Annotated in this window: 18 protein-coding genes and 1 pseudogene; 9 read left to right on the forward strand and 10 right to left on the reverse strand. The window is 60.8% G+C overall.

Features of this window, described 5'->3' with window-relative positions; translation table 11 throughout:
- The first annotated feature begins 7 nt into the window (after window positions 1-7).
- Genes sufC through ACQKP1_RS09220 form a run of 4 tightly spaced genes read left to right on the forward strand, consistent with a single transcriptional unit; the run spans window position 8 to window position 3,696 of the window.
- The gene (sufC, locus tag ACQKP1_RS09205) at window positions 8-763 is read left to right on the forward strand and encodes a Fe-S cluster assembly ATPase SufC (RefSeq protein ID WP_427275011.1); all 756 of its coding nucleotides are present in this window, start codon (window positions 8-10) and stop codon (window positions 761-763) included.
- A 31-nt stretch (window positions 764-794) separates the two neighbouring features.
- The gene (sufD, locus tag ACQKP1_RS09210) at window positions 795-2,072 is read left to right on the forward strand and encodes a Fe-S cluster assembly protein SufD (protein ID WP_427275012.1); all 1,278 of its coding nucleotides are present in this window, start codon (window positions 795-797) and stop codon (window positions 2,070-2,072) included.
- Window positions 2,065-3,309 (forward strand): cysteine desulfurase, encoded by a 1,245-nt coding sequence (locus ACQKP1_RS09215; protein WP_427275013.1) that lies wholly within the window; start codon window positions 2,065-2,067, stop codon window positions 3,307-3,309. The genes sufD and ACQKP1_RS09215 overlap by 8 nt, the downstream gene beginning before the upstream one ends.
- Window positions 3,310-3,321: 12 nt before the next feature.
- Window positions 3,322-3,696, forward strand: coding sequence for an SUF system Fe-S cluster assembly protein (locus ACQKP1_RS09220; protein ID WP_203015652.1), 375 nt, complete (start codon window positions 3,322-3,324; stop codon window positions 3,694-3,696).
- Between the two features lie 65 nt (window positions 3,697-3,761).
- Here ACQKP1_RS09220 and ACQKP1_RS09225 read toward each other — a convergent pair whose 3' ends face one another.
- From ACQKP1_RS09225 to rutA, 5 genes are all read right to left on the reverse strand, one after another.
- Complete coding sequence (locus ACQKP1_RS09225; protein WP_425958087.1) at window positions 3,762-4,286, reverse strand: flavin reductase; 525 nt, start codon at window positions 4,284-4,286, stop codon at window positions 3,762-3,764.
- Window positions 4,287-4,300: 14 nt separating this feature from the next.
- Window positions 4,301-5,086, reverse strand: a complete 786-nt coding sequence (rutD, locus tag ACQKP1_RS09230) for a pyrimidine utilization protein D (protein WP_427275014.1) — start codon at window positions 5,084-5,086, stop codon at window positions 4,301-4,303.
- 188 nt (window positions 5,087-5,274) lie between these two features.
- Window positions 5,275-5,664, reverse strand: coding sequence for a pyrimidine utilization protein C (gene rutC, locus ACQKP1_RS09235; RefSeq protein WP_102019895.1), 390 nt, complete (start codon window positions 5,662-5,664; stop codon window positions 5,275-5,277).
- 46 nt (window positions 5,665-5,710) lie between these two features.
- Window positions 5,711-6,457 (reverse strand): pyrimidine utilization protein B, encoded by a 747-nt coding sequence (gene rutB / locus ACQKP1_RS09240; protein ID WP_427275015.1) that lies wholly within the window; start codon window positions 6,455-6,457, stop codon window positions 5,711-5,713.
- Entirely contained in the window at window positions 6,454-7,545 is a 1,092-nt protein-coding gene (gene rutA, locus ACQKP1_RS09245; protein ID WP_427275016.1) for a pyrimidine utilization protein A, read from the reverse strand. The genes rutB and rutA overlap by 4 nt, the downstream gene beginning before the upstream one ends.
- A gap of 447 nt (window positions 7,546-7,992) precedes the next feature.
- Here rutA and sufA point away from each other — a divergent pair, with 447 nt between their 5' ends.
- From sufA to ACQKP1_RS09270, 5 genes and pseudogenes are all read left to right on the forward strand, one after another.
- Complete coding sequence (sufA, locus tag ACQKP1_RS09250) at window positions 7,993-8,379, forward strand: Fe-S cluster assembly scaffold SufA (RefSeq protein ID WP_427275017.1); 387 nt, start codon at window positions 7,993-7,995, stop codon at window positions 8,377-8,379.
- Window positions 8,380-8,490: 111 nt separating this feature from the next.
- Window positions 8,491-8,940 carry an Lrp/AsnC family transcriptional regulator gene (locus ACQKP1_RS09255; protein ID WP_427275018.1) on the forward strand — a complete coding sequence of 150 codons (450 nt, stop codon included), beginning with the start codon at window positions 8,491-8,493 and terminating at the stop codon, window positions 8,938-8,940.
- 1 nt (window position 8,941) lies between these two features.
- Window positions 8,942-9,564 (forward strand): annotated as a pseudogene (locus ACQKP1_RS09260) (LysE family translocator).
- A gap of 155 nt (window positions 9,565-9,719) precedes the next feature.
- Window positions 9,720-10,460 carry a helix-turn-helix transcriptional regulator gene (locus ACQKP1_RS09265; protein WP_427275019.1) on the forward strand — a complete coding sequence of 247 codons (741 nt, stop codon included), beginning with the start codon at window positions 9,720-9,722 and terminating at the stop codon, window positions 10,458-10,460.
- Window positions 10,461-10,532: 72 nt separating this feature from the next.
- Entirely contained in the window at window positions 10,533-11,234 is a 702-nt protein-coding gene (locus ACQKP1_RS09270) for an acyl-homoserine-lactone synthase (RefSeq protein ID WP_427275020.1), read from the forward strand.
- A gap of 217 nt (window positions 11,235-11,451) precedes the next feature.
- Here ACQKP1_RS09270 and ACQKP1_RS09275 read toward each other — a convergent pair whose 3' ends face one another.
- The 5 genes from ACQKP1_RS09275 to gcvH all read right to left on the reverse strand — a co-directional run bounded on the left by ACQKP1_RS09275 (window position 11,452) and on the right by gcvH (window position 16,174).
- Entirely contained in the window at window positions 11,452-11,754 is a 303-nt protein-coding gene (locus ACQKP1_RS09275; protein WP_203015695.1) for a hypothetical protein, read from the reverse strand.
- Between the two features lie 220 nt (window positions 11,755-11,974).
- A complete protein-coding gene (locus ACQKP1_RS09280; protein ID WP_203015697.1) occupies window positions 11,975-12,301 on the reverse strand; it encodes a flagellar basal body protein in 327 nt (108 codons plus the stop codon).
- Window positions 12,302-12,491: 190 nt separating this feature from the next.
- The gene (locus tag ACQKP1_RS09285; protein ID WP_427275021.1) at window positions 12,492-12,818 is read right to left on the reverse strand and encodes a DUF1236 domain-containing protein; all 327 of its coding nucleotides are present in this window, start codon (window positions 12,816-12,818) and stop codon (window positions 12,492-12,494) included.
- A gap of 135 nt (window positions 12,819-12,953) precedes the next feature.
- Window positions 12,954-15,812 carry an aminomethyl-transferring glycine dehydrogenase gene (gene gcvP, locus ACQKP1_RS09290; protein WP_427275022.1) on the reverse strand — a complete coding sequence of 953 codons (2,859 nt, stop codon included), beginning with the start codon at window positions 15,810-15,812 and terminating at the stop codon, window positions 12,954-12,956.
- Complete coding sequence (gene gcvH, locus ACQKP1_RS09295) at window positions 15,812-16,174, reverse strand: glycine cleavage system protein GcvH (RefSeq protein ID WP_427275023.1); 363 nt, start codon at window positions 16,172-16,174, stop codon at window positions 15,812-15,814. The genes gcvP and gcvH overlap by 1 nt, the downstream gene beginning before the upstream one ends.
- Window positions 16,175-16,187: the final 13 nt, after the last annotated feature.

A 16,187-nucleotide genomic window follows, 5' to 3' on the forward strand; every position in this document is an offset into this window, starting at 1 on the left:
TTTGTCTATGCTTGAAATCAGAAATCTCCATGCCCGCATCGCCGAAGACGGCACCGAAATCATCAAGGGCCTGAACCTGACCGTGAAGGCCGGCGAAGTGGCTGCCATCATGGGCCCGAACGGTTCGGGTAAGTCGACGCTGTCCTACATTCTGTCTGGCCGCGAAGACTATGAAGTCACCGAAGGCGACATTCTCTATAACGGCGAGAGCATTCTGGAACTTGATCCGGCCGAGCGCGCCGCCAAGGGCATCTTCCTCGCCTTCCAGTATCCGGTCGAAATCCCGGGTGTGGCCACCATGCAGTTCCTGAAAGTAGCGATGAACTCGCAGCGCAAGGCGCGTGGCGAAGCCGAACTGACGACGCCGGACTTCATCCGCCGCGTCAAGGAAGCCACAGGCGAGTTGAAGATCAATCCTGACATGCTGAAGCGTCCGCTCAATGTCGGCTTCTCCGGCGGTGAAAAGAAGCGCGCCGAAATCCTGCAGATGGCGCTGCTCGAGCCCAAGCTCTGCATTCTCGACGAAACCGATTCGGGCCTCGACATCGATGCGCTGAAGATCGTCGCCGACGGCGTCAACGCGTTGAAGCGTCCGGACCGCGCAACCGTCGTCATCACCCACTACCAGCGCCTGCTCGACTACATCGTGCCGGACAGCGTGCATGTTCTCTACCAGGGCCAGATCATCAAGTCGGGTGACAAGAGCCTGGCGCTGGAACTCGAAGCCAACGGCTATGCCGACATCACCGGTCAGGCAGCCTAAAGGGCTCTCAAGTTTTGAAGGAGTTGCAACGATGACATTGCAAGCGGCCAACCGGCTCACCGTAGCCGAGACCCAGCTCATCGACGCCTATACCAATCAGGTCGGCAGCCTTCCGGGCGATGGCGCCGTGCTTTTGAAGCGCGACGGCCTGTTCGACGCGCTGAAGCGCCAGGGTCTGCCGACGCGCCGCGTCGAGACCTTCCACTATACCGACCTCAAGGCGCTGCTGCGTGCGCTTCCAGCGGATGAGCCGCAAGCTGTTGCCAAGACGGTTGACCCCTTGGTGTCGGGCACTCATGTGCTCAACGTCCTGCAGGGCGTGGCCCAGCGACCGTCAGCGCTGCCGGATGGTCTGAGCATCGCACTCTACCGCGACGCGCTCTCCACGGGCGCCGCTGCCGAAGGTCTGACGGCTTTCAACGCGGACGACACGATCGGCCGCCTGAACGGCGCCTTCGTGCGCGACGGCTTTACGCTCGAAGTGGCAGAGGACACGGAGATCGAAGCCCCGATCGAGCTGCAGTCGGTTCACGCGGCCGGTCAGCTGCATCTGCGGTTCCCCGCCAGCTTCGGCAAGGGTTCCAAGGCAACCATTATCGAGCGTCATGTCGGCCAGAGCGGTTCGGCCGCACTCGCCTCCGTCGTCGCCGATCTGAAGCTCGGCGAGGGTGCCGAGATCACCTGGGTGATCCTGCAGGGCGAAGGCGATGCCGACACGCATCTCGGCCAGATCCGCGCCGAACTGGGCAAGGATGCGAAGTTCAGGCTCTTCATCGTCAATGCCGGCGGCAAGCTGGTGCGCCAGGAAGTGCATGTGAAGACCGCGGGCGAAGGCTCCGACTTCATGCTACGCGGCGTCAACCTGCTCGGCGGCGAAACCCATACCGATGTCACCATGACGCTCGGCCACGACGTACCGAACACCACCTCGACGGAAATCATCCGCAACGTCGTCTTCGATCGCGCCAAGGGCGTTTTCCAGGGCATGATCCGGGTTGCTCCGGATGCCCAGAAAACCGATGCCCGCATGGCCTGCAACACGCTGCTGATGTCGGATGATTGCGAGTTTTCGGTGAAACCGGAACTCGAAATCTTCGCCGACGACGTGCAGTGCGCCCATGGTGCGACGGTCGCCGACATCCACAAGAGCCATCTCTACTACCTAATGTCGCGTGGCATTCCGGAAAAGAAGGCGCGTGCGCTGTTGATCAATGGCTTCGTTGCCGAGATCGTCGAGGAGCTGGAAAACGAGCCGCTCGTCGAGGCCCTGGAAGAGATCATCACCGACTGGCTGGAGCATCATGGCTGACACGATCGCGGTAAAGACAGGATATGACGTCGAAGCCGTCAGGCGGGATTTCCCGATCCTGTCGCGCGAAGTCTATGGCAAGCCGCTGGTCTATCTCGACAACGCGGCGTCCTCGCAGAAGCCGCAAAGCGTGATCGACGCTGTTTCCCATGCTTATTCCCACGAATACGCCAACGTGCATCGTGGCCTGCATTTCCTGTCCAATGCCGCGACAGACGCCTATGAAGCGGCGCGCGAAAAGGTCCGCCGCTTCCTGAATGCCCCCTCGATCGACGAGGTGATTTTCACCAAGTCCTCGACCGAGGCGATCAACACGGTCGCCTATGGCTGGGGCATGAAGCATATCGCCGAGGGCGACGAGATCGTTCTCTCGATCATGGAGCACCACTCCAACATCGTGCCCTGGCATTTCCTGCGGGAACGCAAGGGTGCCAAGCTCGTCTGGGCGCCGGTGACCGATGACGGCGCCTTCGACATGGAGGCCTTTGTAGGCTGCCTGACCGAGCGCACCAAGCTGATCGCCATCACCCATATGTCGAACGCGCTTGGCACGGTCGTCCCGATCAAGGAAGTCTGCCGTATTGCCCATGAGCGCGGCATCGCCGTCATGGTCGATGGCAGCCAGGGTGCTGTGCACATGCCCGTCGACGTTCAGGATCTGGGCTGCGACTGGTATGCCGTGACCGGCCACAAGCTCTACGGTCCCTCCGGCATCGGCGTGCTCTGGGGCAAGATGGACCGGCTTCGCGACATGGACCCATTCATGGGCGGCGGTGAGATGATCATCGAGGTCTCCGAGGATCGCGTCACCTACAACGAGCCGCCGCATCGTTTCGAGGCCGGCACGCCGCCGATCGTTCAGGCAATTGGCCTGGGCTATGCGCTCGACTATATGGAAAGCCTGGGCCGTCCGGCGATTGCCGCCCATGAGGAAAGCCTGCGCGCCTATGCGCATGAGCGCCTCTCGGCGATCAATTCGCTGAGGATCATCGGCAATGCACCGGGTAAGGGGGCGATCTTCTCGTTCGAACTCGCCGGCATTCATGCCCATGACGTCTCCACCATGATCGACCGTCGCGGCGTTGCCGTTCGCGCCGGCACCCATTGTGCCCAGCCGCTGCTCGCTCGTTTCGGCGTGACCTCCACTTGCCGGGCGTCCTTCGGTCTCTATAACACAAGGGAAGAAGTCGATGCGCTGGCGGACGCGCTGGATTACGCCCGCAGCTTCTTCGCCTGAGGAATGAACACCATGAGTGACACCGAAACCAAGCCCGACGTCCGCGAAGGTATCATCAACACGGCGATCCCGCCGGAAGAGGTCGCCCGCCTGTCGGACGATATCATCGCGGCGCTGAAGACCGTCTATGACCCGGAAATTCCCTCCGATATCTTCGAACTCGGCCTGATCTACAAGATCGACATCGAGGACGACCGCACGGTGAAGATCGTCATGACGCTGACCGCCCCCGGTTGCCCGGTCGCCGGCGAAATGCCGGGCTGGGTCGAGAATGCCGTCGGCTCGGTCGAGGGCGTCTCGGGCGTCGAAGTCGAGATGAGCTTCGATCCGCCATGGACGCCGGACCGCATGTCCGAAGAGGCGCAGGTCGCTGTCGGCTGGTACTGAGAGAATTAGGCAATTAACGAAACGGCCCGCATCAAGCGGGCCGTTTTGCGTTTCACTACAGATGTTTAGACGGTACGATAGGCCCTGTCGAAATAGACCAGCGCCTGACCCTCGTCGCGGGTGGTGACGTCGAGAACCTCACAGAACAACACGTCATGGGTGCTGCCGTCATGCACTTCCGTGACCCGGCATTCGAACGAGACGAGCGCATCGACCAGGCGCGGCGTGCCGGATGCCGTCGTCTCCCAGGTGGCGGCGGCGAAACGTTCATCGACCGGCGTCTTGCCGCCGAAGAGCCGGCTGACAGGCTCGTGTTCTGCCGAGAGAGCATTGACCGTGACGAACCCGTTGGTGCTGACGGCAGGATAGGCGGAAGATCCCTTGTTGAGGCAGACGAGCAGCGTCGGCGGATTGTCGGAGACGCTGGTGACGGCGGTTGCTGCAAAGCCGGCGCGTCCGCCGGGGCCATCGGTTGTGACGATGGTGACGGCGGCGGCAAGCCGAGCCATGCCGTTGCGATAGGTCGCGCTCTTTTCCGGCGAGGTGGCTTCCGGTGCAGATGCGACAGGTGCGATGGTCTTGGTGGCCAGCATGGGCAATTCCTTCAGGCGTGTTCGAGGGTCGACAGAAAGTCGACGACCGCGCTGTTGAATGTTTGCGGATAGGTGACGTTGACGGCGTGTCCACTGGCGACGGTGAGTACGAGATTTGCGTTTGGCAGGCCTTCGGCAAGGCGCAGCGACCGGGAATAGGGGACGAGCAGGTCGTCGCGGGTGGCGATGACGAGCGTCGGCGTCTGGATCTCGCCGAGCCTGTCGTCGACATCGAAGGCGCGCAGTGCTGCGATGCGGCGCAGGATGTTGTCGCGGCCCTGGAAATGGGCAAGCGCATGGGCCTCTTCCGCCGCCATCTTCTCCGGGTTTTCCGCCATGTAAATGGCGGGATAGAGGAAGAGCGGCTGTGCCTTGACGAAGGCCTCGACACCGGCGTTTTCCAGGAGCGCGATACGCACGTCGAAGCAACGTCCGGAATGCGGATCGGCCTTGCTCCAGGCATTGATGAGCACGAGGCTCTCGATCAGTTCCGGCCGGCGCAGCACCAGATCCAGCCCGATCAGACCGCCCAGCGCATGCCCCATGAAATGGAAACTCTCCAGCTTCAGCGTCTCGACGATTTCCAGCACGTCGTCGGCCATGGCCGCGATGCCGCCGACTTCCGGAACTGAGCCACCCGTTTTTCCACAGCCCCGATGATCATAGGTGATGACCCGGAAACGCTCTGAGAGGACAGGGATCTGCGGTGCCCAATAGCCGCCCGAGCCACCAAGGCCTGACGAGAGCAGTATGGTCGGCGCATCGGGGGAGGTGAGGCCGTGGATGTCGTAATGCATGCGTCTTTGCTCTGGCTTAAGCCCTCACCCTGACCCTCTCCCCGCAAGCGGGGAGAGGGGATGGCCGCCCTTGTGCAAGGAAAGCCCAGGTGCAGGCGATTGCGTTCTGGTCTCTTCTCCCCGCTCGCGGGGAGAAGGTGGCGCCCTTCGACCGGCTCAGGAGGCGGATGAGGGGCGATCCTTGCCGCTCACTTCTTCCCGATATGCGCGACGGTCGCGATCTCCACCAGTGCATCCGGCTTCACCAGGCCGCATTGCACGCAATAGCGCGCCGGCTTGTCGCCCGGGAAGTATTCGGCATAGACCTTGTTGACGGCCTGGTAGTTGGCCCAGTCGGTGACGAAGATGTGGTTCATGGTGACGTCATCCATCGTGCCGCCGGCGGTCTCGATGACGGACTTGATGGTTTCCAGCACATGGCGTGTCTGGGCGGCTGCGTCGCCGACATGCACGACGTCGTTGTTCTTGTCGAAGGGAAGGGTCCCCGAGACATAGAGGATGCCGTCGGCAAGGGCGCCGGGCGAATAGGGGGCGATCGGCTTCTGGGTGCCTTCCGGAACGACGATGGTCTTGGGCATTCTGACATTCTCCTGGTCTAATAGGGGCTGGTTGGTATGAGGCTGGTCACTCGGCTGCATCGGCAGGCGCTGCCTGTCCGATCGCACCGCAGAAGTCGTTGACGGTCGCCACCCAGCCGAAGAATTTTTCGACATTGTAGACGGTCGCCTGCTGGATGAACTCGGGGCCAAGGTGATGCGTCGCGTCCTCGAGCATCACGCCGAAGTATTCGAGGTGGAAGGCATCGCGCAGCGAGCTTTCAACGCAGACATTGGTGGCGATGCCGACAAAGACGAGATTGCGGATGCCGCGGGCTCTGAGCACCGAGTCCATGTTGGTGTTGAAGAAGCCAGAATAGCGGCTCTTCGGCACCAGGATGTCGCCGGGCTTTGGCTGCAATTCGTCGACGATCGCATAGTCCCAGGTTCCCTTGGCGAGCAGCTGGCCCTGCAGTTCCGGCCGTGCGCGCATGGTTTTCAGCGCATTCGACTTGTGCCAGTTGGGTGAACCGGGGCCGCCAGCCTCGACATAATCAGGGTCCCAGCCGTTCTGGAAATAGACGACCAGAACGCCGGCTTCACGCGCCGCATCCAGCGTCTTCTTGATGTTGGAGATCGTGCCCTTGGCGCCCGAAATGTCGAAACCGGCGAGATCGACATAGCCGCCTTCGGTCGAATAGGCATTCTGCATATCGACCACCACGACAGCTGTTTCCGACGGCTTCAGCGTGATCGGCTCGGGGCGAGCCGGAAGCGTGACGCTCTTCGTCAGTTCCGGGCGCGGCTGGTAACCTGCAACAACGGCCGCGCTCATTCGGCGGCCTCCAGCATCTGGGTGACATGGGCGCGGCTCTTCATCAGCGGCTGGACGAACTTGCCGAACTTTTCGATACCTTCGAGGAAGTCGTCAAAGGTCAGCATCACGCCGCCGGTGCCCGGCACTTCGCTCATCTCGTCAAGCATGGCCGCGACTTCCGCATAGGAGCCGATCAGCGTGCCCATGTTGATGTTGACGGCCGAAACCGGGTTTGCCATGTGGCGGACATTGGTGTCGGAGCCCGACTTGGTGTCGACGGCACTCTGCAGGCCAAGCCATTTGATGGCTTCCTCGTCGGCGCCCGCCTTGTAGTGCTCCCACTTGGCAAAGGCTTCTTCGGTCGTTTCCTCGGCGATCACCATGGTCAGCACGAAGGAGCGAACGTCACGACCGGTCTTTTCGGTGGCTGCGAGCAGGCGTTCATTGGTCGGCGCAAAGGCCTTCGGCGTGTTGACGCCGACGCCGAAGCAGAAGCTGTAGTCGGCAAACTTCGCCGAGAAATCCATGCCCGCATTGGAAGAGCCGGCGCAGATCAGCTTCACATCGCCTTCCGGGATCGGTTTCATCCGGCAATCATCCATCTGGAAATGCTTGCCCTTGAGGTCCGACTGGCCAGTCGTGAGCAGGTCCTTCAAGACGGTCGTGTATTCGGTCAGATATTCGTAGCGGTCGGAGAAATAGTCGTCGCCGGGCCACAGGCCCATCTGGCTGTATTCCGGGCGCTGCCAGCCGGTGATCAGATTGACGCCGAAGCGGCCATTGGAGATCGAGTCGATCGTGGTTGCCATGCGCGCAATGATGGCTGGCGGCATGATCAGGGTGGCGGCCGTGCCGAACAGCTTGATCTTCGAGGTGACGGCGGCGAGGCCTGCCATCAGCGTGAAGCTTTCCAGGTTATAGTCCCAGAATTCCGTCTTGCCGCCGAAACCGCGCAGCTTGATCATCGAAAGCGCGAAATCGAAGCCGTATTCTTCGGCCTTCAGCGTGATCGCCTTGTTGAGTTCGAACGTTGGCTTGTATTGCGGGGCATTCTCCGACAGCAGCCAGCCATTGTTGCCGATCGGGATAAAGACGCCGATTTCCATATCTGTTCTCCGCTTCTGGAGGCGCGCTGGGCGCCTTTTTTGTTTCGCAGAGAACGAAGCAATCGCTGTGCCAGTCTGAAAAAAATAATACGAACAGTCGCTTAGGCCCCGGTTGGAAAAATAATTTACCGAATGGTCAAAATTTTTATCGATTTCGCGAGCCTTTGCCCGAGTTTGCATCCGTTTCCGCTGTGCGCTGCAATATTTTTGATCGCGGCCGAGGGGAGGGTCATGCAAAGGCGCGTTTCAAGCTTCTGATAAAGATCAAGTTTTTCTGCTGTTCCTGTCGTGCTCAAGGATTGATCATCATCAGGCGACGGGCATGTTCGCCATGCACTGCCTGCGGTGCACTTGGCAGCCTAAGCTATTGAACCGACGAGGCGCCTCCCTTACATTGCCAAAGGAAACGCCGGACCTTGAACCCGGTTGTTGATGGAGACTGTGCCGATGGGCTTTCAGGTAATGACCATGAGCGACGCGGCTGCCGCACGCGTCAGGGCAATCGTCGAGAATTCCGGTCCCGATGCCAAGGGCATCCGCGTGGGCATCAAGAAAGGTGGCTGCGCCGGGATGGAATACACCATCGATCTGGTCACCGAACCCAATCCGAAGGATGACCGTATTGAAAAGGATGGCGCTTCCGTGTGGATCGATCCGGCCGCAGTTCTTTATCTGCTCGGCACGGAAATGGGTTTCGAGACGACCACACTGCGGTCAGGTTTCACCTTCCACAACCCGAATCAGACCTCTGCCTGCGGCTGCGGCGAATCGGTGGAGTTGAAAGCGGCCGATCTCACCGAGCTCGCAAAGCAGCGCCAGGCCGCACCGGCCTGAGCTAGACTCGAGATGAGCCGGAGCGGCTCTCGTCGTGCGAGAATTCTCTTTTTCGCCTTATTTCGAAGAATTATCTTGCGGAATATCGATTTACGCAAATAAACTGCGGTCATGGATACCAGTGACCGCAAAATTATCGATCTTTTGGCTGAAGATGCCCGTCGTTCGCTCGCCAGCATCGGGGACGTGGTAGGGCTTTCTCCCTCCGCCGTCAACGAACGCATCCGTCGCCTGGTCGCGTCGGGAGCCATCAAGCGTTTCACGCTGGAGGTGGATCCCGCAGCGCTTGGCCTGCCGATCACCGCCTTCATGCTGGTGACACTTCCGCAGGACACCGAACAGGCTGCCTTCCGCGATTACGCCGAATCCCACCCGGCCGTGCTCGAATGTCACCATGTGACCGGCAGCTGGTCCTACATGCTGAAGATCCGCACAGCCGACCTCACGGGCATCGAGACGTTTCTTGCCGATCTGAAGGGCGAGCGCCTGATTGCCCGCAGCGAGACGATGATCGCGCTATCGACGGCGAGCGAACGCAGCTACGTGATCGGCACGGAGTGACATGGACGTGCTCCTTTTCGGGAAAGGGCTCGTGCTGGGCGTCGCGATCGCGGCACCACTCGGACCCATAGGGGCGCTCTGCATCAATCGTACGCTGGAGCGTGGCTTCTGGGCCGGCGTTGCCGGAGGGCTGGGCACCGCAATCGCCGACGGCGTTTATGCCGCCCTCGCTGCGGCGGGCTTCACCGCGCTTGGATCCTATCTCGGCTGGATCCAGTTTCCCCTGCAGGTCGCAGGCGGCTTGTTCTTGATCTATCTCGGTTTGCGGGTCTTAAGCCGCGGTCGGAGGTCACCGCAGCCAGGGTCCGGGCCCGAGGCCTGCTGTCGACGATCGCTGCGACCTTCCTGCTCACCATCGCCAATCCCGCGACGATCCTCACCTTCGCAGCGATTTTTGCCGGACTAGGGCTGGCGGCGGGCGAGGGCGGTTGGGAAGGCGTGCTGCTGGTGGCGGGTGTCTTCTTCGGCTCGCTTGCCTGGTGGTTCTTCTTGAGCGGCGCCGTGACCGTGGTGCGCACGCGGCTCCCCGAGGGATTCGCAACCCTGGTCAGCCGGGGCTCTGCGTTCATTCTGATCGCCTTTGGCATGATTGCGCTGCTGCATGCCTTGTTGACCGCTATCTGAACCCTTCAACGCATGTCGGCTGATGCCGTCACCCTGCCGGTGAGCACTGTGAATGCTCCATCGATTCTCTTGGAAATCCAATGTTAATCGGATCGGCCGGTCGCGGGCTGTGCTAGAAGTCACAAATGTGACGACTGGCTATCTTGAGGGTGCGGATGTCAGACAGGCAGGCAACAGCCAATGCGATGTTCGATTTTATCACCGAATCGTCGCGAGCCCGCGACAATGAGGAAGTCCTCGCCTGCCTCGGCAAGGTGGCGAGTTCATTTGGCATGGACTGCTATGCAGTGTCCGGCATCCCGCTGCCCGGCGAGCGCATCGATCCATATTTCATGCTGAATGCCTGGCCGGAAGGCTGGTTCGAGCGTTACGTGGAAGAAAACTATGTGCATGTCGATCCGGTGATCTACCGGACAAAGATGTCGAACGAGGCCTTCGTCTGGTCGGAAGCGCTGGCCGACAAGCCGCTCAGCCGTTCCGCCAAGCGCGTCATGAATGAGGCCACCGAGTATGGCATGCTGGATGGTTACAGCGTGCCGCTCCATTCCGTCGGCGGCTTTCAGGCCATCGTCACCTTCGGTGCTCAAAAGGTCGAGCTGTCCAACGAGCAGCGGGGTGCCCTGCACATCGTTTCAATCTACGCGCACAACCGGTTGCGTGCTTTCCTCGTCGACAACAGCGAGCGTAGCGCCGCAGTTGCGGCCAAGGTCACGCCGCGCGAGCGCGAGGTTATTCTCTGGTGCTCGGCCGGCAAGACCAATTGGGAGATTGGCCAAATTCTTGGAATCTCGGAGAAAACAGTTCAGCATGAAATCGCGGCGGCAAGCCGCAAGTTGAATTCCGTGAACCGTGCGCAACTGATCGCCGAATCGATTCGGCTCGGAATAATCCGATAAATAGGCAGAACGGCCTATATTGAATTCAGGCGGCATCCCGCAATCTTGACCCTGGATTTTCTGGGGGTCTGGATGCTTGCGACGATACTGGGCGCGAACACGCACGACTATGCCGACATCATGGAGCAGGTCTGGGCCTTTCGCCATCGACAGTTCGTCGAGCGATTGGGATGGGAAGCCTGCCGTCGTGCCGACGCGCGGGAGATCGACCAGTTCGACGGTGACGAGGCCATCCATCTTCCGCTCGTCGTCGGCGGTGACGTGGTGGGATACAGCCGCCTCCTGCCGACCCTGAAGCCGCATCTCCTGTCGGATGTTTATCCGCATCTGATGGACGGTGCCGACTGGCCGCGTGGGCCTCGCGTCTATGAATGGACCCGGTGCATTGCCGAAGTGTCCGACAGGTCGATCGCCGGCGTCCCGATTTCCAACATCCTGATGACTGGGGTCATGGAATATTGCCTCGTTGCGGGCATCGGCACGCTGGTTGTCGAGACGCATCCCAAGCTCGTCAACCTTCTTCTGACGACAGGATGGGATATCATGCCGCTGGCAGCGCCAAGCATGCTCGACGGATCGCTGATCGTTCCGATCACGGCGAAGCCCTCCATGGCAGGGCTTCTCAGGCATCACGAACTCTACGGGATTACCGGCAGCGTCCTCGATCTCGAGCGCGCACCGGGCAATCCCTTCGCCGCGGCGGCCCTTCAACGTCTGGCCTTTGCCGAAGAACTTCACGGACATATAGAATATGCAAGAATTGCAGGAGAATGACATGCCGGATGGCCAACTTCCATCCTCTGAAATCTACGTTCGCTCGATCGTGGAAGAGCAAGTTCGTAGTCTTCGGGAGATCATCAAGGGCGTTTCGCAGAAAGCCCCGTTGAGCGATGACGCGCTCTTCCTCGATCATCTCCTGGAGATGGTGTCGCTTGCTGCCGCCGACGGTCTCGATCGCCGCCGCGCCGGTGGTGGACGAAAGCGCAGTGCCTCAGAAACCGACAGCGGACTGACGGACATCCGGCTCGATGTCGCAAAGATGGAGTTCGTCTCGCAACGCCTCGATCGCGCCCAATAAGTAGTCGCGAAGCTTCACCGGGTCCGTTGACCCGGTGTCGAGTTGTTCGAGCGCCTCGGTAATCTGAAACAGACAGTCCTCGACATAATCATTGGTGTGGATAGATGTGAGCGCTTGGTCGAGACGCTGCTTGATCAGGCCACGGATGCCGGCGGCGTCCCCGACCTGTGCGGAAAGGATCTGTGTCTTCAGGTAGTTGAGTGCGTCGTTATACATGCCATCCTCGATGCAACCTTATGCAACTCCCGACTGTGTCTGGATGTCCGGATCTTTGCAATCGGAGAATTCGCTCCCTAGGCTGCTTTTGCCGGACCGAGCAGCCGTTGGCCTAAAAAAGTCAGTGCTATCCGACCGTTGCGGAGATCGGTTGTGACGAGATGCGTCTTCACGTCACCGTTTTTTAGACGGTGAGCCGCGTGCATGGCGTGGCGAAGAATCAGTCGCGCTTGATGCTGAGCAGAACGTCCCAGATGTCCGCGCCGGTTTCCCAGACCGCAGCATTCGCCTTGAAGCCGATCTCAGCTTCGACGAGCGAGAGCATTTCCGAGGCAAGGTCGACGTTTGACATGTCATCGAGGGCCGGTCCGCCCGACGGGGCGACCGTGGCGGAGACACCGCCCTGGGCGCGACTGGTAAAGCTGGTTTCGAGGCGATCATAGCCGGGTGTCAGGGCATTCGCGACGTTGTCGGCGGTCGCAGCAAGGCGCGTCTGCTGCGCTTGCATGCCCGAAAGCGAGATACCCATGATCGCTGAGATACTCATCGTCTGTCCTGCCGTCGCGGTGGTCGTTGGGGCAGGATAGCGGACAGGTATTAGGACTTTCCGAACGGTCAGGGTTTCCGGCTGGACAAGGTGCTGTGAAGACTTGTTTGAATATGGGACAGTCACGCGGTGCCGGAACGAAAAAGAACCCGGCCTGAGCCGGGTTCCGATGGTCTGACCGTCGAACAGGTCACTCAATGATCTGGATGATCTCGCGGGTCCGGGGGTCGACGATTACACGGCGCTCGTTGACGATCGTGTAGGAATAATCCTCGTAACCATCGACGGGATAAAGCTCGACCGGATCTTCGATGACGCGACCGATCAGCACGTCGCCTTCATAAGGCACCGAGCGCACTTCGCGTTCGAGAACATAGGTTTCGACCGGAGCCGGAACCACGATCGTCGACTGGGTGGCGACCGGAGCCTGCTGGATGATGACAGTTTCCTGCGCATTGGCCGACGCCGAGAGCGTCATGAGAGCCGCTGCACCAGCGAGGATTAGAGTATTGCGCATGTCTGTTCTCCTGTGTTGGACAGCGGGAAGAACGGGCTGTGGCCAAATCCGTTCCATCACAGGGTTTGTCAGAGTGTCACCACAAATGAAGAACGCCGCCTCAAGGGCGGCGTTCTCATGGCTAATTTCAGGCTCTTACTCTGCCGCTTCCGCGTAGGCTTCCATCGGCGGGCAGGTGCAGACGAGGTTGCGGTCGCCATAGACATTGTCGACGCGGTTGACCGAGGACCAGTACTTGTCCACCCGGAAGGCGCCCGGAGGGTAGCAGGCCTGTTCGCGGCTATAGGGACGTGTCCATTCGCCGACCAGGTCTTCTACCGTGTGTGGTGCGTTCTTCAGCGGATTATTGGTCTTGTCCATCCGGCCTTCCTCGATGTCGCGGGCTTCCTCGCGGATTGCCAGCATGGCATCGCAGAACCGGTCGATCTCGGCCTTGGTCTCCGATTCCGTCGGCTCGATCATCAGCGTTCCGGCAACAGGCCAGCTCATGGTCGGCGCATGGAAGCCGCAGTCGATCAGACGCTTTGCCACATCGTCGACGGTCACGCCGGCAGAAGCCTGCAGCGGACGGGTGTCGATGATGCATTCATGCGCGACGCGACCCGAGGCCGACGTATAGAGCACGTCATAAGCGCCCTTCAGCCGTGCAGCGATATAGTTGGCGTTGAGAATCGCGACCTTGGTCGCCTGGGTCAGACCTTCGCCACCCATCATCAGGCAGTAGGACCAGCTGATCGGCAGGATCGACGGCGAACCGTAAGGGCCGGCCGAGACTGCACCTGGACGACCGTCGGTCACGACATGGCCGGGCAGGAAGGGAGCGAGATGCGCCTTGACGCCGATCGGCCCCATGCCCGGACCACCGCCGCCATGCGGGATGCAGAAGGTCTTGTGCAGGTTGAGGTGGGAGACGTCAGAACCGATGTCGCCGGGACGCGAAACGCCGACCATGGCGTTCATGTTGGCACCGTCGAGATAGACCTGGCCACCGAACTGGTGGGTGATCTCGCAGATCTCGCGCACCGTTTCCTCGAACACGCCATGGGTCGAGGGATAGGTGATCATGCAGCAGGAGAGATTGTCTGCATGCTGTTCCGCCTTTGCGCGGAAATCGTCGAGATCGACGTCGCCGTTTTCCTTCGACTTCACCGGCACGACTGTCATGCCGACCATCTGGGCGGAGGCCGGGTTGGTGCCATGCGCAGACGTCGGGATCAGGCAGACGGTGCGGTGCGTATCGCCCCGCGACAGGTGATAGGCGCGGATCGTGAGCAACCCCGCATATTCCCCTTGAGCCCCCGAATTCGGCTGCATCGAGATCGCGTCATAACCGGTGACCGCGCAGAGCTTTTCCGAGAGGTCGTCGATCATCTCCTTGTACCCCAGCGCCTGATCAGCTGGCACGAAGGGATGGATGTCGGAGAATTCCGGCCAGGTGATCGGCAGCATTTCGGCTGTGGCGTTCAGCTTCATCGTGCAGGAGCCGAGCGGGATCATCGCCCGGTCGAGCGCGAGGTCGCGGTCGGAGAGCCGGCGGATATAGCGGGTCATCTCGCTTTCCGCGCGGTTCATGTGGAAGATCGGATGCGTCAGATACGCGCTGGTGCGCAGCAGATCCGTCGGCAGACGGTAGTCGGCCTCGAATTCCGAGACCTTAAACTTGCCGCCAAACGCGCGCCAGACGGCCTCGAGCGTCGCCGGACGCGTGCGCTCGTCGAGCGCGATGCCGACCTTGGTTTCGCCGACCTTGCGCAGGTTGACGCCCTCGGCAACGGCAGCCCGCATCACGAGGCCCTGCATGTGGCCGACCTCGACGGTGATCGTATCGAAGAAGGTTTCAGGCTCCACCGTATAGCCGAGCTTTTCCAGGCCCTTGGCGAGCAGAACCGTCTTGCGATGCACCTGCTGGGCAATAGCCTTCAATCCCTGGGGCCCGTGGAAGACGGCATACATCGAGGCCATGACGGCGAGCAGAACCTGCGCGGTGCAGATGTTCGATGTCGCCTTTTCGCGGCGGATATGCTGTTCGCGTGTCTGCAGCGACAGGCGATAGGCGCGGTTGCCGCGCGCATCGACGGAGACGCCGACCAGACGGCCGGGCATCGAGCGCTTGATCGCATCCTTGACCGCCATATAGGCCGCATGCGGGCCACCATAGCCCATGGGAACGCCGAAGCGCTGGGTCGAACCGATGGCGATATCGGCACCCATTTCACCCGGCGACTTCAGAAGCAGCAGCGCGAGAATGTCGGCGGCAACGGCAGCCAGTGCACCGGTCTGATGCAGTCGGGCGATCAGGCCGGAGAAATCATGCACATGGCCATGCGTGCCCGGATACTGGAAGATCGCACCGAAAACTTCGGTCGGGTCGAGATCGGTGAAGGGGTCGCCGACGATAACATGCCAGCCGAGCGGCTCGGCACGCGTCTGGATCACGGCGATGGTCTGCGGATGGCAGTCCTTGTCGACGAAGAAGCCGGTGGCCTTGGTCTTGGCGCTGCGCTGGCAGAGCGCCATGGCTTCGGCGGCAGCGGTGGCTTCATCGAGCAGCGAGGCGTTGGCAACGTCGAGACCTGTGAGGTCGGTCACCATGGTCTGGTAGTTCAGAAGCGCCTCGAGACGGCCCTGGGAGATCTCCGGCTGGTAGGGCGTATAGGCCGTGTACCAGGCCGGATTTTCCAGGATGTTGCGCTGGATGACCGGCGGCGTGATCGTGCCATAATAGCCCTGGCCGAGGAGCGAGGTCAGGACCTTGTTCTTGTTCGCCGTCTCGCGCAGCTTGTCGAGCGCCTCGCGCTCGGTCATCGCAGCTCCCCAGGTGAGCGGAACCTTCTGGCGGATGGAGCCTGGAACCGTTGCGTCGATCAACTCGTCGAGCGTGTGATAGCCGATCACCTTCAGCATCTCGGTCATTTCGGCGGGCGAGGGGCCGATATGGCGCCGGTTGGCGAAGTCGTAAGGGTCGTAATCCGTGAACTGGAATTCTGTCGTCATCAGGCGATCAACTCCTTGTAGGCGGCCTCGTCGAGCAGTGCGTCGGCATCAGCGGGGTTGGCGAGCTTCAGCTTGAAGAACCAGGCAGCACCTTCCGGATCGGAATTGACCAGCGAGGGATCGTCGACGATCGCCTGGTTGATCTCGACGACTTCGCCATCGAGCGGACAATAGACGTCGGAGGCGGCCTTGACGCTCTCGACGGTCGCAGCGGTTCCGTCTTTCTTGAAGCTCGATCCTTCTTCCGGCAGTTCGACGAAGACGAGATCGCCGAGCTGGCCGGCGGCATGGATGGTGATGCCGACAGTTGCGACATCACCATCGATCTTCAGCCATTCGTGTTCAGCGGTGAATTTCAACATGGTTCTCTCCGGA

It is taken from the genome of Allorhizobium sp. NPDC080224, assembly GCF_050281005.1.
Taxonomy (GTDB): domain Bacteria; phylum Pseudomonadota; class Alphaproteobacteria; order Rhizobiales; family Rhizobiaceae; genus Allorhizobium.